Raw genomic sequence first — 25,533 nt, forward strand, 5'->3', positions numbered from 1 at the left:
GGTCAGCCGAGCACCTCGTACCGGACGTCGACGTGACCGAGGCTCGTGGCGGCGATGGTCGCGAACGCGGCGCGGGACAGGTCCAGGCACCGGCCCTCGATGAACGGGCCACGGTCGTTGATCCGCACCACCACCGACTTGCCGTTGGCCGGGTTGGTCACCCGGACCTTCGTGTTGAACGGCAGCGTCTTGTGCGCGGCGGTCAGCGCGTTCGGGTTGAACGTCTCGCCGTTCGCCGTCATCTGACCCTCGGCGTAGAAGGAGGCGCCGCAGGAGCCGCTGTCCACGACCTTCGGGCTGCTCGTCTTCTTCGCCGTCGGCGACGGGGAGGCGGTCCGGGCCTTGCTCCGGGAGGCCGCCTGCGTACGGCTCGCCTTCGGGCTCGCGGTGGCCTTCGGCGACGGGCTGGGGCTCGCGCTGGGCGAGGCCGACGCGCTCGGCGAGGGCGAGGCCGACGTGGGGGCGGGCGTGCTGGGCAGCGCCTCGACCACGGCCGGCTCGGCGGGCGGCTCGGCGGAGGTGAGCCGCACGGCGCCGACGGTACCGCCGACCGCGAGCGCCACACCGACCGCCGCGGTCGCGGCGATGGCGGCGGGCGAGGAGAACTTGCGGGTACGAAGGTGCCTAGCAGCCACCGGCCCGGTCCTTTCGTCAACTGACAAACCGGCCCGGACCGTAACGAGAGAAGCACTTCCGAAGTCAACGTGATCATGGTGCTATGCCCGCATTTACCCTGGTACGTGTAGCCGATCACGCCACCGTCGATCGGCCGAACGGCCCACCGATCCGCCAGGATGGAGACCGTGCTGAACCGTCGCCTGGTCGAGCTGTTCCGGTGGGTCGACCCCGGGCCGGGCAGCACCCACCTGGTCAGTGACATCTCCGGGTGGTGGCGCGACCCCGACGTGCTGGCCCAGGTCGGGCCGGCGCTGGCCGGGCTGTTTCCGGACGCCCGCCCGACCGTCGTGATCGCACCCGAGGTGACCGGGCTGCTGCTCGGCCCGCTCGTCGCGGTCGCCGCCGGAGCCGGTTTCCTGCCCGCGTACAAGGACGGTGGCGAGCGACGCCGGGTCGGGCCGACGCGCTGGGCCGACACACCCTCCGACTACCGGGGACGGCAACTGCGGGTCGGCGTGGACGGCCGGCGGCTGGGCCCCGGCGACCGGGTGCTGCTGGTCGACGACTGGGTCGACACCGGCGCGCAACTGGACGCGCTGTGCCAGGTCGTGGCGGACGCCGGGGCCGAACTGATCGGCGCCGCCGCCCTCGTCGCGACCTGCCCGCCCGAGGTCGCCGGGCGGCTGAGGCTGCGTGCCCTGCTCACCGGCGACCAGTTGCCGTGAGACGCCGGCAAACCGGATGAGCCACGGCGGTACGGTGCCGTAGCGTCGACGGCATGTGGCCCCGCATCGGTGGATTGCGCGCACTCGCCCTCGGCACGCCCGGCGAGCTGCGCACCCGGCTCAACACCCTCGTGCTCTCCGGCGTGAAGACCGCCACCGCCGGCCTCGTGCAGGAATACGACGAGGACGGCGAGGAACTGGAGTACGTCGGCGAGCGGCAGGTGCTCGTCGACGACAACGACCAGTTCCTCGCCGTGATCGAGGTGACGGGCGTCGAGGTGGTGCGCTTCGCCGACGTGCCGTGGGACTTCGCCCGCGCCGAGGGCGAGGGCGACCGGTCGATCGAGGAGTGGCGCGAGGGCCACGGCGCCTACTGGGCCCGGCAGGGCACCCCGGTCACCGACGACACCCGGATCGTCTGCCTCCGCTTCCGGCTGGTCTCCACCGAGGGCAGCGTCGGCACCTAGCCGGCCCGGCGCAGCTCCGGCAGCAGCGCCGCCGCCTCCACCAGCACCGCCTCGTCGCCGGCGTACCAGCTGCTGGCCCGGGGCCAGTGCGTCACCACGTCGGTGAAGCCCAGCCGGGCCGCCCGGGCCACCTGCTCGGCGAGAAAGTCGGCACTGGTCAGCGAGAACACCGGAGCCGAGTCGAGCGACAGGTAGCGGTCGAGCGTCGCCGGGTCACGGCCGGCCTGCTCCAGCGTCCGCGTCATCCGGTCGGACAGCTCCGCCACAGTGCCCCACCAGGCCTCGATGTCGTCGCCGCCGAGCCCGGTGGTGACCCAGCCCTGCCCGAACCGGGCGACCAGCCGCATCGAGCGGGGCCCGTTCGCGGCCACCACGAACGGCACCCGGGGCTGCTGGACGCACCCCGGGTTGTTGCGGGCGTCCACAGCGGTGAACCACTCCCCGCGCCAGGTCGTGCCGTCCTCCCGCAGGATCGCGTCGAGCAGCTCGGTGAACTCGGCGAACCGGTCGACGCGCTGCCGGGGCGGCAGCGTCTCGCCGCCGAGCACCGCCGAGTCGAAGCCGATGCCGCCCGCGCCCAGGCCGAGCAGCACCCGACCGTCGGACACGTCATCCAGCGCCGTCACCTGCCGGGCGAACGCCGCCGGGTGCCGGAAGTTCGGCGACGCGACGAGCGTGCCGAGCTTCACCCGGGAGGTCACGCCGGCCGCCGCGGTCAACGTCGTCCACGAGTCGAACCACGGCCCGTCGACCAGGTCACGCCAGCCCAGGTGGTCGTAGGTCCAGGCGTGGTCGAAGCCCCACTCGTCCACCTGCGCCCACCGCCGACGCGCTTCCGACCAGCGCTGGTCGGGCAGGATCACGATGCCGATTCGCATGATCGCCAGGGTACGACCCGGGTCGGACATGCCGACCCGGGTCGCGGGGATCACGCCGCCAGGTCGGCGACCACGCAGGCGATGTTGTCCGGCGCGCCGGCCGCGTACGCCAGCTCGACCAGGCGCTCGACGGCGCTCTCCGGGTCGTCCGCCTCCGCCAGCGCGGCGTGCAGCGCGCCCGGGTCCACCACGGCGGAGAGACCGTCGGAGCAGAGCAGGTAGCGGTCGCCGGGCAGCGCGGTCCGCAGCGCCAGGTCGGCCTCCACCTCCGCACCCGCGCCGAGCGCCCGGGCCAGCAGCGCCCGCTGCGGATGCGCCCCGGCCTCGGCCGGGGTGAGCCGTCCCTGGTCGACGAGCGTCTGCACGTACGTGTGGTCCTGCGTGAGCCGGGACAGCTCGCCGCCGCGCAGCAGGTACGCCCGGCTGTCCCCGACGTGCACGAGCGCGAGCCGGGTGCCGCGCCGTACGAGCGCGGTGAGCGTGGTGGCGGGCTGGTCGGCGTCGGTGGCGTGCGCGCGTACCGCCCGGTCGGCCCGGGTCGCCGCGTCGGCCAGCGCGGCGAGCAGATCGGCCTGCGGCGCGTCGGCCTGCTCCAACGGGTGCAGCGCGTCCACCGCGGCGGTGCTCGCGGCGGCACCGGCCGGACCGCGTACGCCGTCGGCGACCGCGAGCAGCGTGGCGCTCGCGTACGCGGTGTCCTCGTTGGAATCGCGGACCGTGCCGGTCTCGCAGCGCGTCGCGTACCGGAAGGTGGTCTCGGACATGGTGGTGCCCCTCTCGCTGAGCGTGTCGACGAGGAGCGCGACGGCCCGGCCGCGTGCTGCCGTGTCCGCGCTGACCCGCCGCCACCAGACGTCGAGCGCCTCGGCGGCGGCAGCGGACGGCAGGCCGCAGACGGTACGGATCTCGGCCAGCGGCATCCCGGCCCGGCGCAGCCCGGCGATCAGCCGCGCCCGGTCCGCCTGCTCCGGCGCGTAGTAGCGGTAGCCCGAGTGCGGGTCCACCGCGGCCGGGGGCAGCAGCCCGCAGTCGTCGTAGATGCGCAGCGCCTTGGCGCTCAGGCCGGTCGCGCGGGCGAACGCGCCGATGGTCAGCAGTCGCACCGTGCCTCCCTCGCGCTCCTCGTGCCGGTCACCGCGACCGGCACCGATCACGCTGGGCCTTGCCGCAGGGGACGGGTCAAGGCGTCGCTGCCGCCAGTTTGGTCAGCATCCGGCCCAGGTGCGGCTCGATCCTGCCGGCCGGCGCCTCGGTCACCTCGGCCGGCGTCCACCAGCGGATGCCGGCGAACTCCACCGGATCGGGCGTGAACCGCTGGTCGCGGTGGGCGGACAGCACGTACCAGAGGCTCACGTCGGTGTGCCGCAGCTCCGGCGGGCCGACCGTCTCGGTGACGGTCAGGAACGCCGGGCGCTCGCCGAACGGCGGCGCGAAGACCGCCGCCACGCCCAGTTCCTCCCGCAGCTCGCGGCGCACCGTGCCGGCCGGGTGCTCGCCCGGCTCGACGTGACCGCCGCTGGGCAGCCACATCCCGGCGAGGCGGTGGTCGACCAGCAGCACCGCGCCGTCGGCCGGGTCGCGGAGCAGGAAGTACGCGACCAGGTGCGGCGACGGCGTACGCGGCTTGGCCCGGCGGAAGATGTCCTCCGTGCCGGCCAGCCAGGCCAGTGCGGCCTCCCGGTGCCGCGCCTCCAGATCGTCCCCCGGTGGCAGTTCCTCGACCAGTGCCCGGATCTCGTCCCGCATCTCGCCGATGCTGCCATCCGGGTACGACGGGATCACTCCTCCGGCAGCGGGTTGGCGTCGGCAGCCGCGCGGACGAACTCGCGTACCCGGGACGTGGTGTTCCCGGCCGGCCACACCGGACCGCGACAGATCGGCGGCGCGTCGTGGATCGGCACGTAGGCCACGTCGGGGCGGGCGTAGAACCGGCGGGTCTGCTCGCCGACCGGCAGCACCCCGCGCCCCAGCGCGACGAGCGCCAGCATCTCGGAGAAGCTGCCGCCCACCGGCCCCTTCGGCACCGGCCGGCCCGCGGGCGTGCGGTCCGGCGTGCGGTCCTGCTTGAACGCGGTCGACGTCACCGCCGGGTACTGCACCACCGGATCGTCGCCCAGCACCTCCAGGGACACCGACTCCTCGGCCGCGAGCGGATGGCCCGCGGCCACCGCAAGCACCCGGCGCTCGCGCAGCAGCACCGGGCCGTTCGCCATGCCGTCGAAGGGGTACGAGGCGATCAGCACGTCGATGGTGCCGTCCACCAGGCTCGACCGGGTGCTGGCCAGCGGCGCCTCGTGCACGTGCACCTCGCAGTCCGGGTGACGCGCGGTGAACAGGGCCACCGCGCGCAGCAGCGCCGGGGCTGCCGACTCACCGACGTACGCCACCCGCAGCTCGCCGGTGAGCCCGCGACCGGCGTCGACGGCCCGCTGGACCGCCGCCTCGATGCCGGCGACCAGCGGGCGCATCTCCTCGGCCAGGCGGGCGCCGATCGGGGTGAGCCGGACGACCCGGCTGGTGCGCTCGAACAGCGGCGCGCCGATCCGGCGTTCCAGCTTGCGCACCACGTGGCTGACCCGCCCGGTGCTCACCCGCAGCCGCTCGGCGGTCCGCCCGAAGTGCAGCTCCTCGGCCAGGGTCAGGAACGTCTCGACCTCGTACCGCTCCAGCACCGGGCGCCTCCGTCGTTGCCTGCGGGTCAACGATCGTAGTCCGGATCGGGCTTGGTCCGGCTCACCCGGCGGACCAGGGTTGACGGCATGCAGAACCATCTCGTGACGGTGACCGGGTTCGACCACCTCGTGCTTTCGGTGAGCGACGTCGAGCGCTCCCTCGACTTCTACTGCGGCACGCTCGGCCTGGCCCCGGTGCGGGTCGACAGGTGGCGGGCCGGCGAGGTGCCCTTCCCGTCCGTACGTGTCGACGCCGGCACCATCATCGACCTTCTACGCGGCGGCTCGGACCAGTCCAACGTGGATCACTTCTGCCTCGTGGTGGAGCCGGTCGACTGGCAGCGGGTGATCGACTCCGGGGTGTTCACCGTGCTGACCGGCCCGGTACCGCGCTTCGGGGCGCGCGGCACAGCCACCTCGATCTACGTCAGCGACCCGGACGGCAACACAATCGAACTGCGCTGCTACCCGGCCGGCGCCTAGCCTGAGCCGATGCCGCAGCTGGAACGACTCGCCGCCCACCACGCGCCCGCCGTACTGCGGTTCGAGCGGGAGAACCGGGCCTACTTCGCCCGGTACGTCCCCGACCGGGGCGACGACTTCTTCACCGGGTACGCCGCCCGGCACGCGGCCCTGCTGGACGAGCAGGAACGCGGCACCTGCCACTTCCACGTGCTGGTCGGCGACCACGGCACCGTGCTCGGCCGGTTCAACCTGGTCGACGTCGCAGACGGCAGCGCCGAGCTGGGCTACCGGGTGGCCGAACGCGCCGCCGGGCGCGGGCTCGCGAGTGAAGGCGTACGGCGCGTCTGCGAACTGGCCCGCACCGAGTACGGGCTGCGCCGGCTGGTCGCCTCGGCGGCGCTGGCGAACCCGGCCTCCCTGGCGGTGCTCCGGCGTGCCGGATTCGTACCCGACGGTCCGGTGGTGCTGGCCGCGGAGCCCGGCCTGCGGCACGTGCTCGACCTCCGCGCGCCCTACGCGGCCGCGTCCCCGTAGGTGGGCGCGCCGACCGGCTCGTACGTCAGTTGCAGCGTGCCGTGGGCGTGGGTGACCGACTCGGTGAGCCGCAGCGCGGTCGGCACCGTGCCGTCGCCGAACAGCCGCTTGCCGGTGCCGAGCACCACCGGGTACAGCCACAGGTTGAGCCGGTCCACGAGACCGGCGCGCAGCAGCGACTGCGCCAGGTCGAGGCTGCCGATCACGTGCACCTCGTCGTGTCGGCCCTTCATCTCGGTGACGTGCTCGGCGAGGTCACCGGACACCAGCGACGAGTTCGCCCAGGCCAGCGGCTCGGTGAGGGTACGGCTGACCACGTACTTCGGTACGCCGTTGAGCAGGCCGGTGAAGGGGATGTCCGCGGGCGCCTTCGGCCAGTAGCCGGCGAAGATGTCGTACGTCTTGCGGCCGAGCAGCAGCGCGTCCATGCTGCTCGCCTGCTGGAACATCACCGCGCCGGACGCGTCGTCGAGCAGTGGCATCTGCCATCCGCCGTGGCTGAAGCCGCCCTCGCGGTCCTCGTCCGGCTCGCCGGGCGCCTGCGCCACGCCGTCAACGGTCAGGAACTCGGTCACGATCAGCTTGCCCATGGGTCTGCTCCTCCGGTTTCCGCTCTTTCCCCGTCAGACCCGTCAACGACCCGCAACTCATCGCCGAGGTGTACGTGATGGATTTCGTGGAACTGGTCATCGACGGGCAGATCGACATCGATCGCGACGACCTCGAAGATGCCCTCAACGAGGCTCTCGTCGGGCGCGGCGAGGTGACCGGTGCCGGAACAAGCGAGCACGGCTCGCACCTCGACGTCGACGTCCTTGTGACGGCGGACCGACGAGCCGTCCTGGACGCCGTCTTCGGGGTGCTCGCCGCCTTGAACCTGGGCGACTCGGTGCGGGTCCGGCCCGCCGACGGCCAGACCTGGATCCGCCTGAGCCAGTGGACCCGTTCTACTCGTCCCGGAACAACCTGAAGGGCGCACCCTCGATCTCCGTCACGTAACCGATCACCGCCACCGGGTTCCTCAGTCCAGGATCGCGTGCGCCAGCCGGCGGATCCGGTCCATGGAGGTGCCAGGTCGTTTGGCGGCCGTCGCGAGCAGGGTTATCGCTTCCTGCACGTAGCGCCAGGCGGTGGCCACGCCAATCTCGAAGCCGGCCGCGAGTCGGGTGTGGGGGTAGCCGTTGCGCAGGTGGGCGAGAGCCAGTAGCGCCTGTCGACCGGGGCGAGGCGCCGCCACCGGAATCGGCGCTGCTTGCGGTGTCCGCGGATGCGGCCGGCGAGTGGTTCAGGGTGGCTGGATAACGGAATCGTGACGGGGTAGGACAGCATGGCGAGGCTCCCGGTCGGAGCTTCGAGTCTTGGTCGACAGCTGTCCTACCGGGAGCCTCGCACCCATCGATCACCGGGGTCAGCCCTACTCCCCCCGAGCTGCAAGATCAGTTGGCGGCCCGGCGCAAGCCGAGGCGGGCCGCCGAGGGTGGCCGACCGGCTGCAGAAGCGAGCTAGAGCTCGCAGGTCACGGCTCGGGGTGCTTCTAAAGCGTTCCTTAAGTCTGGGAGGCGATTGCCCTGGTGTGTCCGTTTCGGATGGTAATGGGCGGGTGCGATGAGGCGCTCCTGTCCGGTCGGCCCACTACAGTGCTCAGAGTCCGGAGCACGCGAGATTGCGACCCCAGGTCAAGCTCATCGCGTGGACCCAGTTCCAGGCCCCGGACAACGTGCAGGGTCAACCGACACCGGCACATACGAAAGGCGGGCACCCGGGCGGCTACCCGGGCGCCCGCCGAAGCGCAACACCAATCGCCATCCGTGCGGAAAGGGTCAACGCATGAGGAGCAGGGTACGTCATGCTGCTGCACAGTTGCAGCAGTCGGAGCCGCAGGTTACGCCACGGGAGCGCTCAATTCCGCTCCGCACTCTCGGCTTCCTGGGCATCTCGGCCGCCGTCGGGGTCAGCGCGCAGTACCTTCCCGAGATGGCCACGCCGGTGAGTCTGGCCTTGGCCACGTTTCTCACCTTGGACCGGGTGAACCGGCAGATCCTCTGAGCCAGGACGGCCCTCGCGCCAGTGTCGGTCCGGGGGCCGTCCTGCAGGCCGAACCCACCCGCCGGGGTCAGCGTCGAACCGGTCGGCCATGTCGCTCGGCCGCTCCCGCGACACAGGCCCTATGGCCCGCTTCGGCTCCCTGACAACGCGGAAGCCCTGGTTGGGACTCTCGTCCTGACCAGGGCTTCCATGCGTGGAGCGGGTGACGGGAATCGAACCCGCACTGTCAGCTTGGGAAGCTGATGTTCTGCCATTGAACTACACCCGCAGGCGGCACCACTCTACCTGAAGCCCCCCACCCCCGTGCAGTCAGGTGCCCGCGCGCCACCTCGGCGAGGTGGCGGCATCGGGGGGCGGTTGCCCCCACCGCCTCCCCGAACTGGAGTGGATCAAGCACGCTCCGGAGCCGGCAGGCGCGAAGTTGCACGTCGGAAACGTATGGGCGTTCTCAAATGCGTCGATGGGATGTAACGTCTGCCACACGTTTCCGCACCGGCGTGACACACCCCCTGCCACGCCGTCAGAAAGAGGTGGGCCCATGGGACTTCGTCCCAACCTGCTGACCCGGCGTACCGCCGGTGTCGCGACGTCGACCCTCGCGCTGCTGCTCAGCACCGCCGCCGTCGGCGTCGTCCCCGCTGCTTCGGCCTTCTCGGCCGCCCCGGCCGACGTGTGTGCCGAGCCTGCTGACGCCCACGCCGACGAGCACTCGAACGCGCGCGTCGCCAAGGGTGGCAACGCCAAGCTCGACCCCAACCACCTGACCGCCAAGCAGGTCCAGGACCGGGAGGCCGACCTCGCCGCCGCGCAGCGCGAGCGCGCCAACTTCCGGACCGGCGCCGTCACCCCGCTGGCCACCGTGACGATCCCGGTCGTCGTGCACGTCATCCAGGAGAACAGCACCCGGGCCGGCGGCAACATCACCGACTCGATGATCAACCAGCAGATCACCGTGCTGAACCAGGCGTACGCGGGCTCGACCGGCGGCGCCGCCACCGCCTTCGGGTTCCAGCTCACGAAGATCAACCGGGTGACGAACCCGTCGTGGTACCCGATCGTGCAGGGCTCCTCCGCCGAGCGTTCAATGAAGACGTCGCTGCGTGTGGGCGGCAAGAACACGCTGAACATCTACCTCGGCGAGCTGAGCGACAGCCTGCTGGGCTGGGCGACGTTCCCGAAGCGCACGCTGGACAAGATGGACGGCGTGGTGGTGCTGAACGAGTCGCTGCCCGGCGGCACCGCGACCAACTACAACCAGGGTGACACCGGCACCCACGAGGTCGGCCACTGGCTGAACCTCTACCACACCTTCCAGGGCGGCTGCTCCGGCTCGGGCGACAGCGTCTCCGACACCCCGGCCGAGGCGTCGCCGGCGTACCAGTGCCCGACCGGCCGCGACACCTGCTCGACCGCCGGCAAGGACCCGATCACCAACTTCATGGACTACACGTACGACTCCTGCATGTACCAGTTCACCGCCGGCCAGGCGAGCCGCATGCTCACCGCGTGGAACGCCTACCGCGCAGCCTGACCGTCGTACCGCGTACCGGTGCCGGCCCTGTCCTCGGACGGGCCGGCACCGTTCGTCGTGGGCCGGGTCAGGCGGCCGGGCGGCGGGTGTCGAAGCCGTGCCGGCCCCGCCGGCCCTCGGCGGCGAGCGGGTCGCGCCGGGCCGGCGCGTCGCCGCGCGGGTCGAGCCACACCCGGACCTGCGGCGGGGCGGCGCCGGGCTGGGCCACCGGGTCGCGCCGGGTCAGCATCGCCACCTCGACCGTGAACTCGAACAGCCGCCAGTCGCCCCGCGGCGACGCGCGGGCGATCCGGGCCAGCCGCGTCACCGTGGCCGGGTCGGTCACCGGCCGCGCGCGCCCCGCGATGTACGCCTCGTCGTCGCTCTCCTCCGGCGGGAACGAGTGCAGCGCGTAGCGACCGTCGCGTTCGAGGTCGCGGCGCTTCGGTGAGTCGATGACGAAGCACCAGAGCCCGTCGGCGGTGATCACCGGAGAGACCGGATGGACTCGGGGGCCGCCGTCGGCGCGGACCGTGGCGAGGTAGCCGAAGCCCGGCCCGTACTGCTGCATCAGGAGGCGGATCTCGTCGGCGAGGCGGGGCTCGTCGGCGGCGAATTCGGACCAGGAAGCCATGTGGACACTCTATCGAACACGTGTACGAAGATGTAGTGCGACACGCAGGTCACCCATACCGGTCGCTATGGTGTTCCGATGCTGCTCTCCGACCGCGACCTGGTCTCCGAGATCAAGGCCGGCACGCTCGCACTGGAGCCCTTCGAGCCCACGCTGGTGCAGCCGTCGAGCATCGACGTACGCCTGGACCGGCTGTTCCGGGTCTTCAACAACCACCTCTACACGCACATCGACCCGTCGATCCAGCAGGACGACCTGACTTCGATGGTGGAGGTGCCGGAGGGGCAGCCGTTCGTGCTGCACCCGGGCGAGTTCGTGCTCGCCTCCACCCTCGAGGTGATCTCGCTCGGTGACCAGCTCGCCGGCCGGCTGGAGGGCAAGTCGAGCCTGGGGCGGCTGGGGCTGCTGACGCACTCGACCGCCGGCTTCATCGACCCGGGCTTCTCCGGCCACGTCACGCTGGAGCTGTCGAACGTGGCGAACCTGCCGATCACGCTCTGGCCGGGCATGAAGATCGGCCAGCTCTGCATCTTCCGGCTCTCCTCGCCGGCCGAGCACCCGTACGGTTCGGCCGTCTACGGCTCGCGTTACCAGGGGCAGCGCGGACCGACGCCGAGCCGGTCCTGGCAGAACTGGCGTACCTGGCCGACGCGCTGACGGCGCCCGAAGTTGTTAATAAGGGCCCCCTCCTCTACCGGAGGCGTTAAGAGGGGGCCCTTCCTTACACGCGGCCGAAGCTGTTGATGTCGCCGTCGTCGACGCGCTTCATCGTGATGGGCTTGCCGGACTGGGAGGCGTGCACCACCCAGCCGTCACCCACGTACATCGCCACGTGGTGCAGGTCGCTGTAGTAGAAGACGAGGTCACCGGCGCGCAGCTCGGCGCGGCTGATCCGCTTTGTCATCCCGTGCTGCTGGCGTGCGTTGTGCGGCAGCGAGACGCCGCCCTTGGCCCAGGCTGCCATGGTCAAGCCGGAGCAGTCGAAGTGGTCGGGCCCGGCCGCGCCCCAGACGTAGATCTTGCCGATCTGGGCGCAGGCGAACTTGACCGCCGCTCCGGCCGCGCCACCGGGGTAGCCGGCCGGGCAGGGCGCCGGGCGCAGCGGACCGCCGCCGCCCTTGCCGTACACCTTGAGCCGCAGCTTCTGCAGCCGGGCGATCTCGGCGTCGATCTGCTTCTTCTTCGCCGCGAGCTGGGCCTCGGTACGGGCCAGCCCGGCGATCATCTCGTCCAGCGGCTTCTTCTTCGCCGCCAGTTCGTCGCGCAGCGCGGCGACGGAGCGCACCTGCTCGTGCTGGCGGTGCGCGAAGCGGTCGAGCAGTTCCAGGCCGTTCACCAGGTCACCCGGTGAGCGGCTGCCCAGCAGCGCGTTGACGGTGGAGAGGTTGTCGCCCTTGTAGGCGTCGGCGGCGAGCCCGCCGACCTGGCCGAGGGCGGCGTCCACCCGGGCCTGGAGGGGTGCGATCTGCCGGCCGAGGGCGTCGGCCTGCTTGCGCCGCGCGGCGAGCTGCTCGCGTACGGCGTTCACCTGTTCGATGACCGGTTCGAGCTTGTTCCAGTCGCGGTCGATCTGGGCCTCGATCTCGGCGACCGAGGGTTCGGCGTGTGCCGCAGTCGCGCCGCCGGTCAGAACGACGGCGGTGCCGACCAGCGCGGCGAGGGCGGTGGTGAAGCGGGACCAGCGGGAACGCGGCGCGACGCTGGACCGGTCGGTGGACCGGTTCGACGACGGCCGCGGGGCATGGAGTGCCACCGGGCGTCCGTACTCCTTCTTCCGTACCGCCTACCGGGTTAGCTGACGGATTCGGGCGGGAAGGGAGCCGCCCTACCGCATCGCTGCGGATTCACCCCAGGTACCTGGTTCCCCGGCTCGCCCGTGGGCGACTCGGCGGTGTCGGACCGTCACCGACCGGGTTGGACGGTGAGACGTGCGGCCGACGATTCACCAGAGTAGGGACCACCGTTATCGATCCGCAACTTCCAGCGCGGTGACACTCCGTACGCGATGACGGGCCGCATCCCGGGCAGAGGTGAAGTTTTCTTTCAAAGCTGATTACTCAGTGGAAAGGTATTGACCCCTGCGGGTGTACGGAGTGAGGGTGGAGACGCAGTGACCCCCATCCCTGTCCAGGAGGTTCGATGCTCCTCTCCGCCCCGCCGTCGGGCAGACGGATACTGCTCGCCGCCGCCGTGGCGACAGCCACCGCGCTGGCGACGACCGGCCCGGTGACAGCCGCGCCGGACACGTCCGCGCCCGCGAGCGACAGGCAACAACAATACGCCGCCGCCGCGGCCGAGTACGGCGTACCGCAGAACGTGCTGCTCGGTGTCTCCTATCTGGAATCCCGCTGGGACACCCACCCGGGGCAGCCGAGCACCAGCGGCGGCTACGGCCCGATGCACCTGACCGACGCCGCCCACATCCTCGCCACACCGGGCAGCGCCCACGTCGACGAGGACGAGGACCCGCGCGGCGACGACGCCCGCCCACTGAAGCTCGACCCGGCCACCGCGGCCGCGCCGAAGCGGGAGACCCCGCTGCCGAACGCCTCGCTCCAGACGCTCGACGCGGCAGCCGCGCTCACCGGGCTCGACGCGCGCACGCTGCGGACCGACCCGGCCGCGAACATCCGCGGTGGCGCGGCGCTGCTGGCGTCGTACCAGAAGGCTCTGGGTGGGCCGGTCGGTGCCGGCACCGACCCGGCGGCCTGGTACGGCGCGGTGGCCCGGTACTCCGGCGCGGACACCTCCGACGCCGCGGCGGCCTTCGCCGACGAGGTGTACGACCAGCTCGGCCAGGGCGCGAGCCGGACCACGGACGACGGCCAGCGGGTGACGCTCGCCGCCACCGCCGCGACGCCGGACCGCTCCCGGCTGGCGCGTCTCGGCCTGCGCAACGCCGAACGGCCGGACGGACTGGAGTGCCCGGTCCGGCTCGCCTGCGAGTGGATTCCGGCGCCCTACGAGCAACTCAGCGACGACCCGGGTGACTACGGCAACCACGACCTGGCCGACCGGCCGAAGCAGCAGAAGATCGAGTACATCGTCATCCACGACACCGAGGGCTACTTCGGCCCGAGCGTCGACCTGGTCAAGCGCGCCGACTACCTGGGCTGGCACTACACGCTGCGCTCGGTGGACGGCTACATCGCCCAGCACATCAAGACCAAGGACGTCGGCTGGCACGCCGGCAACTGGTACGTCAACGCCAAGTCCATCGGCCTGGAGCACGAGGGCTTCGCCGGTCAGGGCACCTGGTACACCGAGGCGATGTACCGCACCTCCGCCAAGCTGGTGCGTCACCTGGCGCTGAAGTTCGGCATCCCGATGGACCGGCAGCACATCATCGGCCACGACAACGTGCCCGGCATCACCGCCGCCAACGTGGGCGGCATGCACTGGGACCCGGGACCGTACTGGGACTGGTCGCACTACTTCGACCTGATGAAGGCGCCGTTCCGCAACACCGGCACGCCCCGTACCGGCCTGGTCACCATCGACCCGGACTTCGCCACCAACCGGCCGACGTTCACCGGCTGCAACCAGCAGCCGCCCGGCGTCCCGACGCCCCGGCCGCCGGCGCAGCCGTGCCCGTCGCGCGGTTCCTCGTCGGTGATCCTGCGGACTGCGCCGAGCCCGGACGCCCCGCTGGTCAACGACCTCGGGCTGCGCCCGGACGGCACGCCGGACACGATGTACATCTCCGACCACGGCGCCCGCGCCTCCGCCGGCCAGACGTACGCGCTCGCCGGCCGGCAGGGCGACTGGACGGCGATCTGGTACCTCGGCCAGAAGGCCTGGTTCCTCAACCCGGCCTCCGCGCCGACCGCCAAGTGGGCCACCGGCTTCGTGGTGACGCCGCGGCCCGGCAAGGCCACCATCCCGGTGTACGGGCGGGCCTACCCGGAGCAGGCCGCCTACCCGGACACCATCCCGTACCAGACCATCTCGCCGCTGCAGTACACGTTCGCCGCCGGCCAGCGGTACGCGGTGGGCGGGGTGCTGCCCGGCGAGTACTACCGGGCGGTCTCGTTCGACGGTTCGGCACCGGGTGACCGGACCGTGGTCCGCGGCAAGAACAAGTACGTGCAGGTCCAGTTCGGCCACCGGATCATGTTCGTGAACCTGGACGACGTGCTGGTGCTGCCGTCCCCGGTCGGCACGCCGCGCTGACCTTTCCACGAGAACGCGAAGGCCCCCGGTCCCTGCGGACCGGGGGCCTTTCGGTGTGACCGCTGTCAGCTGACCCGGACGAAACCGGCCAGTGGCTGGGTGTTGATGCTCGACACCTGGACCGGTTTACCGGTACGTGGCGCGTGCACCATCACCCCGTTGCCGAGATAGAGCCCGACGTGATGCAGGTCGGAGCCGAAGAACACCAGGTCACCGGGGCGTGCCTCGGAACGGGAGACCCTGCGGCCCTCGTTCCACTGGGCGCCGGTGAAGTGGGTCAGCGAGATGCCGGCCGCCTTGTACGCGTACTGGGTGAGGCCGGAGCAGTCGAACGAGTTCGGGCCGGTGGCGCCCCACACGTACGGGTCGCCGACCTGGGCGCACGCCGTCTTGATGGCGGTCCGCGCGGCGCTGCTCACCACGCCGTCGATCTTGGGGCAGCCCGCCGGGCGGATCGAGGTCACCGGGAGCATGGCGGTCAGCCGCTTGATCTCCGAGTCGATCTGCTTCTTCTTCGCCGCGAGGTCGTTCTGCTGCTTGATCTCCAGCGCGATCAGCGCGTCGAGCTTTTCCTTCTGCTTGTTGTACTCGTCGCGCACCTTGAGCACACCGGCGATCTGGCGGCGCTGGTCGTCGGCGATCCGGTCCAGCATGACCAGCTGCTCGGCCAGCGTGCCCGGCTTGGTGTTCACCAGCAGCGCGCCCAGCTCCTGCGACGGGCCCTGGATGTAGTACCGGGCCGCGATGTCGCCGACCTTGTTCATGGCGAGCGTGGAGGCCAGCTCCAGCGGCACCATCTTGTCCTTCAGCGCCTTGGACTTCTTCTGGTTGGCGCGGAGCTGCGAGCGGACCTTGTTGAACTGCTCGATGGTGGGTTCGAGCTGCTCCCACTGCTTGTCGATCTGCGCGTCGATCTCGTCCACCGACGGCGCCGCGTGCGCCGGGGCCGTCAGCATGCCGGCGCCGACCGCGGCGGCCGCGACCAGGGTGACCAGACGGCGTACCACCCGTTGGAACCCGGCCCGCCGGCCGGGTGGAGCGCTCGGGGCGTGACGTTGAGGGGGCGTGGTTGCCACCGGCACGGACTCCTTTGCAACCGACCGCCGGGCGCCTCGCGAGAGGGAAGGTCGAGGCAGACGACCCACAGCGGTCGGTGCCCCACATTAGGGAAGGCGCCCGATGGAATCAAGGCGACCGTTTGTTCAATCACGTATCCGCAATCGGTTGCACACCAAGGGTATTCAATTCATCTTCCGACGATGGCTGTCAATACGTCGTCGAGCGTCACCACACCCATCGGCCGGCGTCCGTCGCTGACCAGCACCATGTGGCGGCGTTCGCGGCGCATCGCGAGCAGCAGATCGGCGAGCGTACGGTCCGGTGGCACCACCGCCAGCGGCCGGTAGATGTCGGCCGGCACCGGTGCCCGGCGGCTCGCCCCGGCGTACCCGAGCACGTCCTTCACGTGCACGAAACCGAGCACCCGGCGGGTGGCCCGCTGCACCACCGGGAAGCGGGACCGGCCGGTACGGGTCGCCAGCACCTCCAGCGACGCCGGTGAGACGTCCTCGGCCACCGTGGTCACCGTGGACCAGGGCTGCAGCGCGTCCGCCGCGGTACGGCTGTGCAGGGCCAGCGCGCCGGTGATCCGGGCGTGCTCCTCGGCGTCCAGCAACCCCTCGGTACGCGCCTGCGACACCAGGCCGGCCAGTTCCTCGGCCGTGAACACGGTCTTCACCGCGTCGGTCGCCTCCACCCGCCACCACCGCAGCACCTGCCGGGACGCCCACTTCATCGTCAGCAGCAGCGGTTTGGTGGCCAGGCAGAACGCCAGCATGGCCGGGCCGAGCCAGAGCGCCGACGGCTCCGGACCGGCCAGGGTGATGTTCTTCGGCACCATCTCGCCGACCACGGTGTGCAGGAACACCACCACCGCCAGCGCGATGACGAACGACACCGGGTGCACCGCCGAGGCGGGCAGCGCGATAGCGGCGAACGCCGGCTCCAGCAGGTGGGCGAGTGCCGGCTCGGCGATCGCGCCGAGGCCGAGTGAGCACACGGTGATGCCGAGCTGCGCCCCGGCGATCATCAGCGGGATCTGGTTCATCGCCGCCAGCGCCAGCCGGGCCCGCTTCGACGTCGCCGCCAGCGGTTCGATCACCGTACGCCGGGAGGCGATCAGCGCGAACTCGCTGCCCACGAAGAAGGCGTTGCCGAGCAGCAGAACCACTGCCAGGAGGAGTTCAGGCACCGTCGTCGGGCTCCTCGGGGCGCACCACCCGCACCTGCTCGATCCGGTGCCGGTCGACCTCCACCACAGTGAACTCGTAGCCGGCCTCGTCGACCGTCTCGCCCGGCAGCGGGATGTGGCCGAGCCGCGCCATGAGGAACCCGCCGAGCGTCTCGTACGGCCCGTCGGGCAGCCGGAACCCGGTCTGCTCGACCAGCTCGTCGGCGCGCAGCACACCTTCGGTCAGGACCGTTCGCTCGCCGCCGGGCACTGTGAGCTCCGCCGGCCCGAAGCCGTCCACCGCGTCCGGGTCGAACTCGTCGGCGATCTCCCCGACCAGCTCCTCCACGAGGTCTTCCACAGTTACTACGCCGTCGGTGCCGCCGTACTCGTCCACCACAATCGCCAGGTCCGCCCCGGCGGCCTTCAGCGCGGCCAGCACCCCGTTCAGGTTCAGGCTCTCCGGGACGTACACCGGTTCCCGGGCCACCGAGGCGACTGTGGTGGCGGCCCGGTGGGCCAGCGGCACCCCCAGCGCGTCGGGTACCCCGGCGACGCCGGTGACGAGGTCGAGCGTCTCCTCGTAGACCGGGAACCGGGTCCGGCCGGTCAGCCGGGACGCCTCCAGCAACTCCGCCACGGTCGCGGTGGCGCGCAGCGCGGTGACGTCCACCCGGGGCGTCATCGCCTCGGCCGCCCGCTTGTCGCCGAAACGGATGGTGCGGCGCAGCAGCATCGCGGTGTCCGGCGGCAGCGCGCCGGCCCGGGCCGAGATGGCGGCGAGCAACCCCAGCTCCTCCGGGGAACGGGCGCTCGCCAGCTCCTCCTGCGGCTCCACGCCGAGGCGGCGCACCAGCCGGTTCGCGGATTCGTTCAGCAGCCGGATCAGCCAGCCGAACGTGCGGGAGAAGGCCCGCATCGGCGCGGCGGTGGCGAGCGCCGCGGGCATCGGGCGGGCCAGCGCCAGGTTCTTCGGCACCAGCTCGCCGAACAGCATCGAGATGAGCGTGGCGAGAGCCAGCGCGAGCAGGCCGGAGAAGCGTTCCGCGCCGCCGAGCGGGCGCAGCAGCGGCGCGAAGATCCGGGCCAGGGCGGGCTCGGCCAGGTAGCCGGTGAGCAACGCGGTGAGCGTGATGCCGAGCTGCGCGCCGGAGAGCTGGAAGGACAGTTCCCGCAGCGCGCGGCGGACCGTGACGGCCCGGCCGTCGCCTTCGTCGGCCCGCCTGTCGATCTCCGCCCGGTCGACGGTGACCAGGGCGAACTCGGCCGCGACGAAGAAGGCGTTGCCGGCGGTCAGCAGCACGAAACCGACCAGTGGCAACAGCGTCAGAAGCAGAAGGCCGTCGATGCGCGTGATTGTGGCACGCGCGCGCCGATGGCGGGCCCCCCGTAGCGTGGGACGCATGGACGGCCTGCTGCTCACCGACGAACTGGTCCTGCTCGCCTACGACGACGACGGCGCGAACCGGCTCGGCAGTCCGCACCTCGGCTACGGCCTCGCCGGGGCGGTGCTGCTGGAACTGGCCCTGGCCGGCCGGGTGGAGGTGGTGGACAAGCGGCTCGTGGTCACCGATCCCGCGCCGACCGGCGTACCGCTGCTGGACGAGGCGCTGGCGACTGTGGGGTCCGGCCGCCCCCGCAAGCCGAAGGACTGGATCGGCAAGCTCGCCAGGGGCCTACCGGACCGGGTGCTCGGCGGGCTCGTCGACGCCGGAATCCTGCGCCGGGAGTCCGACCGGGTGCTGCTGGTCTTCCCGCGTACCCGCTATCCCTCGCCGACCGGCGCGGAGCCGGCGGTGGAGACCGCGGCCCGGGAGCGGATGGCGACGGCGCTCACCACCGACGGCCCGGTCGACGCCCGGACCGCCGCGCTGCTCACGCTGACCCGCGCGGTCGGCCTCGACCGCAAGATCTTCCGCGAGATGCCGAAGGAGCGGGTCAAGGCGCGCATCGAGGAGATCGCCGCCGGTGACTGGGCGTCGGCCGCCACCAGGAAGGCGATCGAGGAGATGCAGGCCGCGCTGATGGTCGCGATGACGGCCGGGACGAGCGCCGCCATCATGACCACCACGACCAGCTGAAGCGACGGCGGCGGCACCGCTCGGGTGCCGCCGCCGTCGTGGTCCGGCTTCCGCCGGGTGTACGCCTCAGCTCGCGGTCGGCGCGACCTCCGGCTCACCGGCCGGGGCCTCGGGCTTGACCGAGCGCAGCAGCACGCTCGCCACGTCGACCACCTCGACGTCCTCGCCGGCGCCCTTGCCGTTCACGCCGTCGTTGAGCATCGTCGAGCAGAACGGGCAGCCGACCGCGATGGTCTTCGCGCCGGTGGCCATGGCCTCCTCGACCCGGTCCACGTTGATCCGCTTGCCGATCTTCTCCTCCATCCACATCCGGGCACCGCCGGCGCCGCAGCAGAAGGAGCGCTCGCTGTTGCGCGGCATCTCGGTCAGCTCGCCCTGGATCGAATCGCCGAGCACCTCACGCGGAGCGGCGAAGATCCGGTTGTGACGGCCCAGGTAGCACGGGTCGTGGTAGGTCACGCCGCCGTCGACCGGCTGGACCGGGGTGAGCTTGCCGGCGCTGACCAGGTGGGCCAGCAGCTGGGTGTGGTGGACCACCTCGAACTCGCCGCCGAGCTGGCCGTACTCGTTGCCCAGGGTGTTGAAGCAGTGCGGGCAGGTGGCGACGATCTTGCGCTTGCTCTTCTCCCGGCCCTCGAACGCCTCGTTGAGCGTCTCGACGTTCTGCTGGGCGAGCATCTGGAAGACGAACTCGTTGCCGATCCGCCGGGCCGGGTCACCGGAGCAGGTCTCGCCCTCACCGAGGATGGCGAACTTGACGCCCGCCTCGTTGAGCAGCGTGGCGACCGCGCGGGTGGTCTTCTTGGCCCGGTCCTCGAACGCGCCGGCGCAGCCGACCCAGAACAGGTACTCGAAGTCGTCGACCTCGCCGACGCGCGGCACCTCGAACCCGAGGCCCTTGGTCCAGTCCTCGCGGGTGTTCTGCGGGGCACCCCACGGGTTGCCCTTGTTCTCGAGGTTGCGGAGCATGACGCCGGCCTCGGACGGGAAGCTCGACTCGATCAGCACCTGGTAGCGGCGCATGTCGACGATGTGGTCCACGTGCTCGATGTCGACCGGGCACTGCTCGACGCAGGCGCCGCAGGTGGTGCAGGACCAGAGCACGTCCGGGTCGATGACACCGCCCTCCTCGGCGGTGCCGATCAGCGGCCGGTCCGCCTCGGCCAGGGCCAGCACGTCCATGTGGGCGAGCTGCGCCTCGGTGGCCTTCTCCTCGCCGGTGAGGTCCTTGCCGCCACCGGCCAGCAGGTACGGCGCCTTGGCGTACGCGTGGTCGCGCAGGCTCAGCACCAGCAGCTTCGGCGACAGCGGCTTGCCGGTGTTCCAGGCGGGGCACTGCGACTGGCAGCGGCCGCACTCGGTGCAGGTGCTGAAGTCGAGCAGGCCCTTCCAGCTGAACTGCTCGACCTGGGCGACACCGAACTGGTCCTTCTCCGGGTCGGCCTCCTCGAAGTCGAGCGGCTTGCCCTCGCTGGTCATCGGGCGCAGCGGGCCGAGACCGGAGCCGGCCGCCTTCTCCGGGTCGCGCTTGAAGAAGATGTTCGGGAAGGCCAGGAAGCGGTGCCAGGCCACGCCCATGGTGACGTTCAGCGAGATCACGATGAGCCAGGTCATCGAGATGCAGATCTTGATGAGGGCGGCCACACTGACGCCGGCCTCCCAGTTCGGGAGCACCGAACCGACCGCATGGCTGAGCGGGGCGGCCCAGACCGGGTACTCGAAGTGGTCGGTGGCGACCTTGAAGCCCCGGATCACGAACCCGAAGATCAGGACCAGCAGGACGACCCACTCGACGAAGTAGCCCTGCCACATGGTCGAGCCGGTGAACCGGGACCGGTTCTCCGCGCGGCCCGGCCGGTTGCGCAGCCGGATCGCCATCAGCACCAGAATCCCGACCAGGCCGAGGATGCCGATCCACTCGGTGACCAGACCAAAGATCGTCCAGTGCCCGATGATCGGCAGGCCGCCGCCGGTGGAGACCACTTCGAAGTAGGCCTCCAGCACCAGCAGCGACAGCACGATGAAGCCGACCATCACGAACCAGTGGGCCGCGCCGACCACGCTCCACTTGAGCATGCGGGTGTGACCGGCGGTCTCCACCAGCATCTTCTTCGTACGCGCGCCCTTGTCGCCGAACCGTTCCGGCGCAGGTTGGCCGAGCCGGATGACGGCGGTCATCTGCATGACCGCGCGTACCGCGAGCCACACCGCAACGGCGGTGATGGCGGCCGCGAGGATCGTGGTGACGATCTGGACGCTGCCCATCGAGTTGGCCTCCCGGTCTGCTGCTTGTCCGTGCAGCCTACGCGCAAGGTTACCCAGCAGTAACGTGAGTCTTCTCGCACCAGGCCACGCCGCCCTGCGCACACCTTAGGTGGAGCGGCGTCGAAGCGCCGGGCAGGGGCGGCGTGGCGTGACCTACGCCGGGGTGGGGCAGCGCCGGATCAGCGCCAGCGGGAGAGCAGGATCAGCGACGAGACCATCGCGCCGAAGCCCACGGCGAGGTTCCAGTAACCCCAACTGGCGACCGGATACGCCTGCTCGGACAGGTAGTAGACCACCAGCCAGCCGATGCCCACCACGATCAACGAGACCGCCGTGAACGGCAGCCAGATCGGGCTAGGCTTGCGCGTCGACGCCGTCGCCGTCGGACGTACGTCCGTCGGCGGGGTGTACACCTTCTTCTTGCGGACCTGAGACTTGGGCACGACGCTCTCCAGAGGGGGGTACGACCTCGTCCGGCCTGACAACCGGGCGCGAGGGCGACGGTCCATGGCCAATAATGTTCGACAGCTAGCGTAGTCCCGACGGACCGTCCAGGCCATGAATGGGGCCAGGACGGTGCACTCAGTAACCGGAAAGAGCGGACTTTCCGGGTCGAGCAGGTCGGCTCGCACCGGCGCGGGCCGGAACGAGACGACGGGAAAGGGAACGCCCGGTGGAGTACACGTCCGGCGCCGCCTCCTGGCAGAAGGTCCTCCGCCGCGCGGCAGCCGCCCTGCTGCCCCGGCGCGCACGCCAGCGCCGCGCGGGCTGGTCCGTCGGCGTACCCCTGATCGCCGCCGCGGCCGGTCTGCTCTTCACCACGACCGCCACCACCGCTGGTGGCACCTCCCTGCGCGAGGACCGCCGGCCCCAGCTCACCCAGCTGATCGAGGACCGCCGTGAGGAGGTCGCCGCCAGCGAGGCGAAGGCCGCCCGGCTCCGCGCCGAGGTGGAGGAGCAGACCGCCGCGCTCGCCGGCGCCGACGGGCCGATCAAGACCGAACGGGACCGGGCCGCCGCGAGCCGGCAGGGCGCCGGATTCACCGCGCTGACCGGCAACGGCGTGACCGTCGAGCTGAACGACGCCGACCGCCGGCCCGACCAGCCGCTGCCGAAGGGCGCCAGCAACGACGACCTGGTGGTGCACCAGGGCGACGTGCAGGCGGTCGTCAACGCGCTCTGGGCCGGTGGCGCGGAGGCCATGTCAATCATGAACGTCCGCGTCCTGAGCACCAGCGCGGTACGCTGCGTCGGTAACACCCTGCTGCTGCACGGCCGGGTGTACTCCCCTCCTTTCAAGATCGTGGCAATCGGCGATCCCGCGGAACTCCAGCGGGCGCTCGCCGCCTCTGAGGGAGTGCGGGTGTTCAAGGAAGTGGCCGAGCACTACCAGCTCGGGTATGTCGAGCGCGTCTCCACAGTCACCGTGCCGGCGTTCGAGGACTCCACCGCGTTGCAGTCGGCGACGGTGCCCCGGTGACCGGCGGCGACCCCCGGGAACGCGCCGGCCACGACCGCCGGGAGGAGGAGCCGACCGCGTTCCTGTCCCGGGTCGAGCGCCCGGCCCCGGCGTCGCCACCCCCGCTCGACCTGCCCTGGCCCGACGCCGGTCCGGCACACACCGCCCCGGCCCGACGCGGCCCGGACACCCGGCCGCCCGTTCCACCGCCCTCCGCCCCGCCGCCCTCCGCCCCGCCACGGACCGGCACGCCGGTCGCTCCGCCGCCGCCGTGGCCGGGCAGTCAGGCGCACCAGCAGACGAGCGCCTCCCGCGCCGAGGCCGCCCCCCGGTTCCGCCCGCAGGCCGGCGAGCTTCCCCCCAGGGGTACGCCCCACCCGGCCGGCCCCGCGCACCAGGGGCCGGCGCACCAGGGGGCCGGGCACCACGGGCCGGCGCAGAACGGGCCGGCGCAGCACAGTCCCGCGCAGAACGGTCCCGCACAGCACAGTCCCGCGCGTCATCGGCCGGCGCAGAACGGTCCTACACCCCAAGGGCCGGCACCCCGGGGCGGCAGCGCCCCCGGGATGCGCCCGGCCGCGCCCGGCGACGTTCCGACCCTGCCGGGTGGCCGTCCGGCGGGACCGGGGCCCTACGGGCCGACGCCGCACAACGCCGTCCGCCACTTCACCGGTGGGGCGATCCCGCCCGAACGCGGTGACCGTGGTGGACAACCACCACAGGCAGGCGCCCGCCCGGGGGAGACCGGCGGACGCCCGCCGGAGGCCGGTCGCCGACCGGCGGGGGGTGCGGAACGGCCGCCCGGCGTACCCCGTTTCGGTGGACCGGCCGGCGCGGACCGGAATCCTCCGGTCGATCCCGGAGCCACCACGGTGCTGCCCGCCGTCACCCGGCCGCCGAGGGATCCCCACCTGGACGCCACCGGGCTGATGGGCGCGGTGCCCCCGCCGCCGGACGACGGTGGTGGTGACGGCGGTGGTGAGCCGCCCGCCGAGCCGCCTCGCCCCCGGCGCGGCGAGCGGGTGGTGCAACTGCGACCCGAGCAGACCGGCGACGGGTACCGCAGCGTCTACTCCGAGCTGACCCGCCCCACCGTCGGCTCCCGGCTGCGCACCGTCGTCCGCGGCACCGGTGAACTGCTGATCACGTTCGGCCTGGTGGTGCTCCTCTTCGCCGGGTACGAGATCTGGGGCAAGGCGGTCATCGTCGAGGCCCACCAGAACGACCTGAGCAGCCAGCTCGCCCAGGAGTGGGACGCGGCGGCGGACCCGACAGTCGGCCCGACCACCGGGCCGACGGTGAAGCCGAAGCCACCGGCCGAGGGCAGGCCGGTAGCCGGCCTCTACATCCCCAAGTTCGACAAACACTGGGTGGTGGTCGAGGGGGTCAGCCCGGACGACATCCGGTACGCGCCGGGCCGCTACCCGGACAGTGCCATGCCCGGCGAGGTGGGCAACTTCTCCGTCGCCGGCCACCGGATCCGCTCCACGTTCTGGCGGCTGGACGAGATGGCCACCGGCGACCCGATTGTGGTCGAGACCAAGACGGAGTGGCTCGTCTACCGGGTCTACCAGCAGCGGATCGTCAAGCCGTCCCAGGTGGAGGTGGTCGCGCCGGTGCCCGGCAAGCCGGGTCAGAAGCCCACCGAGAAGCTGCTCACGCTCACCACCTGCAATCCGAAGTTCGACAACTACCAGCGGCTGATCATCCACGCCCGGCTGGACCACACCCAGGCCAAGTCGGCGGGCCGCCCGGCCGAACTGGAGGCGTGAGCCGTGTACTCGTGGATCTGGCGCAAGCTGCCGTTCGGGCTGCCCGGCAAGCTGATCGGCTCGCTGGTGCTGGCCACCGCCACCGTCGCGCTGCTCTGGTTCGTGGTGTTCCCGTGGGCCGAGCCGCTGCTGCCCTTCGACGACGTGCAGGTCACCCAGGACTCCGGCGTACCCGGGGACGGTGGGATCACCGAACCGACCGGGCTGCCCGGCGAGGAGGAGCTGCCGTACAGCACCGAGACGAACAACGCCCCACCCCCCACCCCGAACAGGTGACAGCGATGCGCGTACTGGTGATCGACAACTACGACTCGTTCGTCTTCAACCTCGTGCAGTATCTCGGCCAGCTCGGGGCCGACTGCGAGGTGCGGCGCAACGACGAGATCGACGTCGCCGAGGTGGGCCGGGCCGGTGCCGCCGGTGTCCTGCTGTCGCCCGGTCCCGGCAGCCCGGACCGCGCCGGCATCTGCCTGGACGTGATCCGCGAGTATGCCGGCAAGCTCCCGATCTTCGGCGTCTGCCTCGGTCACCAGGCGATCGGCGAGGCGTTCGGCGCGACTGTGGCCCGCGCGCCGGAACTGCTGCACGGCAAGACCTCTGAGGTACGCCACGACGGTGTGGGCGTGCTCGCCGGCCTGCCCGACCCGTTCACCGCCACCCGCTACCACTCGCTGGCCGTCCTGCCCGAGACGCTGCCCGACGAGCTGGAGGTCACCGGCCGCACCGCTTCCGGCGTGGTGATGGCGATGCGGCACCGCACGCTGCCGATCGAGGGCGTGCAGTTCCACCCGGAGTCGGTGCTGACCGAGGGTGGTCACCTGATGCTGGCGAACTGGCTGGCCGCCTGCGGCTACCCCGCGGCGCTGGAGCGGGCCCCGGAGCTGGCCGCCGAGGTCGACGCCCGCCGCCAGGCCGCCTTCTCCCCGGCCTGACCCACCGCACCCCGCGCCTCCCCGCCCCGTTGCTCCGTCGATCATGAAGTTGACGGGGACAAATCGGACGCC

27 protein-coding genes, 1 tRNA gene, 1 pseudogene and 1 riboswitch are annotated in these 25,533 nt (G+C 71.7%); of the genes and pseudogenes, 14 read left to right on the top strand and 15 right to left on the bottom strand.

Annotation, left to right across the window (positions count from 1 at the left end; all coding sequences use genetic code 11):
* Positions 1-2: 2 nt before the first annotated feature.
* Positions 3-635 (bottom strand): septal ring lytic transglycosylase RlpA family protein, encoded by a 633-nt coding sequence (locus O7607_RS12030; RefSeq protein WP_269703179.1) that lies wholly within the window; start codon positions 633-635, stop codon positions 3-5.
* Between the two features lie 159 nt (positions 636-794).
* Between O7607_RS12030 and O7607_RS12035 the strand changes: the two genes are divergently transcribed.
* Both O7607_RS12035 and O7607_RS12040 read left to right on the top strand, forming a co-directional pair.
* A complete protein-coding gene (locus O7607_RS12035) occupies positions 795-1,343 on the top strand; it encodes a phosphoribosyltransferase family protein (RefSeq protein ID WP_269703180.1) in 549 nt (182 codons plus the stop codon).
* Between the two features lie 53 nt (positions 1,344-1,396).
* Positions 1,397-1,810, top strand: a complete 414-nt coding sequence (locus O7607_RS12040) for an ASCH domain-containing protein (RefSeq protein ID WP_269703181.1) — start codon at positions 1,397-1,399, stop codon at positions 1,808-1,810.
* Here O7607_RS12040 and O7607_RS12045 read toward each other — a convergent pair.
* The 4 genes from O7607_RS12045 to O7607_RS12060 form a co-directional block, all read right to left on the bottom strand.
* Positions 1,807-2,718 (bottom strand): LLM class flavin-dependent oxidoreductase, encoded by a 912-nt coding sequence (locus O7607_RS12045; protein WP_269706953.1) that lies wholly within the window; start codon positions 2,716-2,718, stop codon positions 1,807-1,809. The genes O7607_RS12040 and O7607_RS12045 overlap by 4 nt on opposite strands.
* 20 nt (positions 2,719-2,738) lie before the next feature.
* Positions 2,739-3,791 (bottom strand): MerR family transcriptional regulator, encoded by a 1,053-nt coding sequence (locus O7607_RS12050; protein ID WP_269703182.1) that lies wholly within the window; start codon positions 3,789-3,791, stop codon positions 2,739-2,741.
* Positions 3,792-3,867: 76 nt separating this feature from the next.
* Positions 3,868-4,434: an NUDIX hydrolase gene (locus tag O7607_RS12055; RefSeq protein WP_269703183.1), complete on the bottom strand. Its 567-nt coding sequence runs from the start codon at positions 4,432-4,434 to the stop codon at positions 3,868-3,870.
* Between the two features lie 32 nt (positions 4,435-4,466).
* Positions 4,467-5,360 (bottom strand): LysR family transcriptional regulator, encoded by an 894-nt coding sequence (locus O7607_RS12060; protein WP_269703184.1) that lies wholly within the window; start codon positions 5,358-5,360, stop codon positions 4,467-4,469.
* Between the two features lie 87 nt (positions 5,361-5,447).
* Between O7607_RS12060 and O7607_RS12065 the strand changes: the two genes are divergently transcribed.
* Entirely contained in the window at positions 5,448-5,843 is a 396-nt protein-coding gene (locus O7607_RS12065) for a VOC family protein (RefSeq protein ID WP_269703186.1), read from the top strand.
* A 9-nt stretch (positions 5,844-5,852) separates the two neighbouring features.
* Entirely contained in the window at positions 5,853-6,359 is a 507-nt protein-coding gene (locus tag O7607_RS12070) for a GNAT family N-acetyltransferase (RefSeq protein ID WP_269703187.1), read from the top strand.
* Here O7607_RS12070 and O7607_RS12075 read toward each other — a convergent pair.
* Positions 6,338-6,949 carry a dihydrofolate reductase family protein gene (locus O7607_RS12075; RefSeq protein ID WP_269703188.1) on the bottom strand — a complete coding sequence of 204 codons (612 nt, stop codon included), beginning with the start codon at positions 6,947-6,949 and terminating at the stop codon, positions 6,338-6,340. The genes O7607_RS12070 and O7607_RS12075 overlap by 22 nt on opposite strands.
* A gap of 77 nt (positions 6,950-7,026) precedes the next feature.
* On the opposite strand from O7607_RS12075, the gene O7607_RS12080 reads away from it, so the two are divergent.
* Positions 7,027-7,329 carry a hypothetical protein gene (locus O7607_RS12080; RefSeq protein ID WP_269703189.1) on the top strand — a complete coding sequence of 101 codons (303 nt, stop codon included), beginning with the start codon at positions 7,027-7,029 and terminating at the stop codon, positions 7,327-7,329.
* Positions 7,330-7,383: 54 nt separating this feature from the next.
* Here O7607_RS12080 and O7607_RS12085 read toward each other — a convergent pair.
* Positions 7,384-7,688: pseudogene (locus O7607_RS12085) on the bottom strand (helix-turn-helix domain-containing protein); the annotation flags it as partial.
* 498 nt (positions 7,689-8,186) lie between these two features.
* Between O7607_RS12085 and O7607_RS12090 the strand changes: the two are divergent.
* A complete protein-coding gene (locus O7607_RS12090) occupies positions 8,187-8,405 on the top strand; it encodes a hypothetical protein (RefSeq protein WP_269703190.1) in 219 nt (72 codons plus the stop codon).
* Between the two features lie 194 nt (positions 8,406-8,599).
* Here the strand turns inward: O7607_RS12090 and O7607_RS12095 are convergent.
* Positions 8,600-8,673: transfer RNA gene (locus O7607_RS12095), tRNA-Gly, on the bottom strand.
* Between the two features lie 270 nt (positions 8,674-8,943).
* Between O7607_RS12095 and O7607_RS12100 the strand changes: the two genes are divergently transcribed.
* Complete coding sequence (locus tag O7607_RS12100) at positions 8,944-9,936, top strand: zinc metalloprotease (protein WP_269703191.1); 993 nt, start codon at positions 8,944-8,946, stop codon at positions 9,934-9,936.
* A 67-nt stretch (positions 9,937-10,003) separates the two neighbouring features.
* Here the strand turns inward: O7607_RS12100 and O7607_RS12105 are convergent, their stop codons facing one another.
* On the bottom strand, positions 10,004-10,549 hold the full coding sequence (locus O7607_RS12105) for a pyridoxamine 5'-phosphate oxidase family protein (RefSeq protein ID WP_269703192.1): 546 nt from the start codon (positions 10,547-10,549) through the stop codon (positions 10,004-10,006).
* Between the two features lie 78 nt (positions 10,550-10,627).
* On the opposite strand from O7607_RS12105, the gene dcd reads away from it, so the two are divergent.
* Positions 10,628-11,206, top strand: a complete 579-nt coding sequence (gene dcd / locus O7607_RS12110) for a dCTP deaminase (RefSeq protein WP_269703193.1) — start codon at positions 10,628-10,630, stop codon at positions 11,204-11,206.
* A 64-nt stretch (positions 11,207-11,270) separates the two neighbouring features.
* Here the strand turns inward: dcd and O7607_RS12115 are convergent, their stop codons facing one another.
* The gene (locus O7607_RS12115) at positions 11,271-12,302 is read right to left on the bottom strand and encodes a C40 family peptidase (protein ID WP_269703194.1); all 1,032 of its coding nucleotides are present in this window, start codon (positions 12,300-12,302) and stop codon (positions 11,271-11,273) included.
* A 13-nt stretch (positions 12,303-12,315) separates the two neighbouring features.
* Positions 12,316-12,450, bottom strand: a riboswitch (cyclic di-AMP (ydaO/yuaA leader).
* Positions 12,451-12,688: 238 nt separating this feature from the next.
* Here O7607_RS12115 and O7607_RS12120 point away from each other — a divergent pair.
* Positions 12,689-14,722 (top strand): N-acetylmuramoyl-L-alanine amidase, encoded by a 2,034-nt coding sequence (locus O7607_RS12120; protein WP_269703195.1) that lies wholly within the window; start codon positions 12,689-12,691, stop codon positions 14,720-14,722.
* Between the two features lie 65 nt (positions 14,723-14,787).
* Here the strand turns inward: O7607_RS12120 and O7607_RS12125 are convergent, their stop codons facing one another.
* The 3 genes from O7607_RS12125 to O7607_RS12135 form a co-directional block, all read right to left on the bottom strand.
* Positions 14,788-15,798 carry a C40 family peptidase gene (locus O7607_RS12125; RefSeq protein ID WP_269703197.1) on the bottom strand — a complete coding sequence of 337 codons (1,011 nt, stop codon included), beginning with the start codon at positions 15,796-15,798 and terminating at the stop codon, positions 14,788-14,790.
* Positions 15,799-15,968: 170 nt separating this feature from the next.
* Positions 15,969-16,973 (bottom strand): hemolysin family protein, encoded by a 1,005-nt coding sequence (locus O7607_RS12130; RefSeq protein ID WP_269703199.1) that lies wholly within the window; start codon positions 16,971-16,973, stop codon positions 15,969-15,971.
* The gene (locus O7607_RS12135; RefSeq protein ID WP_269703201.1) at positions 16,966-18,273 is read right to left on the bottom strand and encodes a hemolysin family protein; all 1,308 of its coding nucleotides are present in this window, start codon (positions 18,271-18,273) and stop codon (positions 16,966-16,968) included. Before O7607_RS12135 ends, O7607_RS12130 begins: the two co-directional genes overlap by 8 nt.
* A gap of 82 nt (positions 18,274-18,355) precedes the next feature.
* Between O7607_RS12135 and O7607_RS12140 the strand changes: the two genes are divergently transcribed.
* The gene (locus tag O7607_RS12140; RefSeq protein ID WP_269703203.1) at positions 18,356-19,033 is read left to right on the top strand and encodes a GOLPH3/VPS74 family protein; all 678 of its coding nucleotides are present in this window, start codon (positions 18,356-18,358) and stop codon (positions 19,031-19,033) included.
* Positions 19,034-19,099: 66 nt separating this feature from the next.
* Here O7607_RS12140 and O7607_RS12145 read toward each other — a convergent pair whose 3' ends face one another.
* Positions 19,100-21,298 carry a (Fe-S)-binding protein gene (locus tag O7607_RS12145; protein WP_269703205.1) on the bottom strand — a complete coding sequence of 733 codons (2,199 nt, stop codon included), beginning with the start codon at positions 21,296-21,298 and terminating at the stop codon, positions 19,100-19,102.
* A 179-nt stretch (positions 21,299-21,477) separates the two neighbouring features.
* Complete coding sequence (locus tag O7607_RS12150) at positions 21,478-21,741, bottom strand: cell division protein CrgA (protein ID WP_269703207.1); 264 nt, start codon at positions 21,739-21,741, stop codon at positions 21,478-21,480.
* A 230-nt stretch (positions 21,742-21,971) separates the two neighbouring features.
* On the opposite strand from O7607_RS12150, the gene O7607_RS12155 reads away from it, so the two are divergent.
* From O7607_RS12155 to O7607_RS12170, 4 genes are all read left to right on the top strand, one after another.
* Positions 21,972-22,778 (top strand): DUF881 domain-containing protein, encoded by an 807-nt coding sequence (locus tag O7607_RS12155; RefSeq protein ID WP_269703208.1) that lies wholly within the window; start codon positions 21,972-21,974, stop codon positions 22,776-22,778.
* An 851-nt stretch (positions 22,779-23,629) separates the two neighbouring features.
* Positions 23,630-24,529, top strand: coding sequence for a class E sortase (locus O7607_RS30565; protein ID WP_442929478.1), 900 nt, complete (start codon positions 23,630-23,632; stop codon positions 24,527-24,529).
* A gap of 3 nt (positions 24,530-24,532) precedes the next feature.
* Entirely contained in the window at positions 24,533-24,805 is a 273-nt protein-coding gene (locus tag O7607_RS12165; RefSeq protein ID WP_269703211.1) for a hypothetical protein, read from the top strand.
* A 5-nt stretch (positions 24,806-24,810) separates the two neighbouring features.
* On the top strand, positions 24,811-25,461 hold the full coding sequence (locus tag O7607_RS12170; protein WP_269703212.1) for an aminodeoxychorismate/anthranilate synthase component II: 651 nt from the start codon (positions 24,811-24,813) through the stop codon (positions 25,459-25,461).
* Positions 25,462-25,533 lie beyond the last annotated feature (72 nt).

The sequence above is a fragment of the Micromonospora sp. WMMA1949 genome (assembly GCF_027460145.1).
Classification (GTDB): Bacteria; Actinomycetota; Actinomycetes; order Mycobacteriales; family Micromonosporaceae; genus Micromonospora.

Coding starts and splice junctions, on each gene's coding strand:
- O7607_RS12055 (WP_269703183.1), bottom strand. CDS start 4,434: ATGCGGGACGAGATCCGGGCACTGGTCGAGGAACTGCCACCGGGGGAC.
- O7607_RS12040 (WP_269703181.1), top strand. CDS start 1,397: ATGTGGCCCCGCATCGGTGGATTGCGCGCACTCGCCCTCGGCACGCCC.
- O7607_RS12075 (WP_269703188.1), bottom strand. CDS start 6,949: ATGGGCAAGCTGATCGTGACCGAGTTCCTGACCGTTGACGGCGTGGCG.
- O7607_RS12145 (WP_269703205.1), bottom strand. CDS start 21,298: ATGGGCAGCGTCCAGATCGTCACCACGATCCTCGCGGCCGCCATCACC.
- O7607_RS12070 (WP_269703187.1), top strand. CDS start 5,853: ATGCCGCAGCTGGAACGACTCGCCGCCCACCACGCGCCCGCCGTACTG.
- O7607_RS12140 (WP_269703203.1), top strand. CDS start 18,356: ATGGACGGCCTGCTGCTCACCGACGAACTGGTCCTGCTCGCCTACGAC.
- O7607_RS12100 (WP_269703191.1), top strand. CDS start 8,944: ATGGGACTTCGTCCCAACCTGCTGACCCGGCGTACCGCCGGTGTCGCG.
- O7607_RS12170 (WP_269703212.1), top strand. CDS start 24,811: ATGCGCGTACTGGTGATCGACAACTACGACTCGTTCGTCTTCAACCTC.
- dcd (WP_269703193.1), top strand. CDS start 10,628: ATGCTGCTCTCCGACCGCGACCTGGTCTCCGAGATCAAGGCCGGCACG.
- O7607_RS12035 (WP_269703180.1), top strand. CDS start 795: ATGGAGACCGTGCTGAACCGTCGCCTGGTCGAGCTGTTCCGGTGGGTC.
- O7607_RS12080 (WP_269703189.1), top strand. CDS start 7,027: ATGGATTTCGTGGAACTGGTCATCGACGGGCAGATCGACATCGATCGC.
- O7607_RS12065 (WP_269703186.1), top strand. CDS start 5,448: ATGCAGAACCATCTCGTGACGGTGACCGGGTTCGACCACCTCGTGCTT.
- O7607_RS12120 (WP_269703195.1), top strand. CDS start 12,689: ATGCTCCTCTCCGCCCCGCCGTCGGGCAGACGGATACTGCTCGCCGCC.
- O7607_RS12045 (WP_269706953.1), bottom strand. CDS start 2,718: ATGTCCGACCCGGGTCGTACCCTGGCGATCATGCGAATCGGCATCGTG.
- O7607_RS12105 (WP_269703192.1), bottom strand. CDS start 10,549: ATGGCTTCCTGGTCCGAATTCGCCGCCGACGAGCCCCGCCTCGCCGAC.
- O7607_RS12090 (WP_269703190.1), top strand. CDS start 8,187: ATGAGGAGCAGGGTACGTCATGCTGCTGCACAGTTGCAGCAGTCGGAG.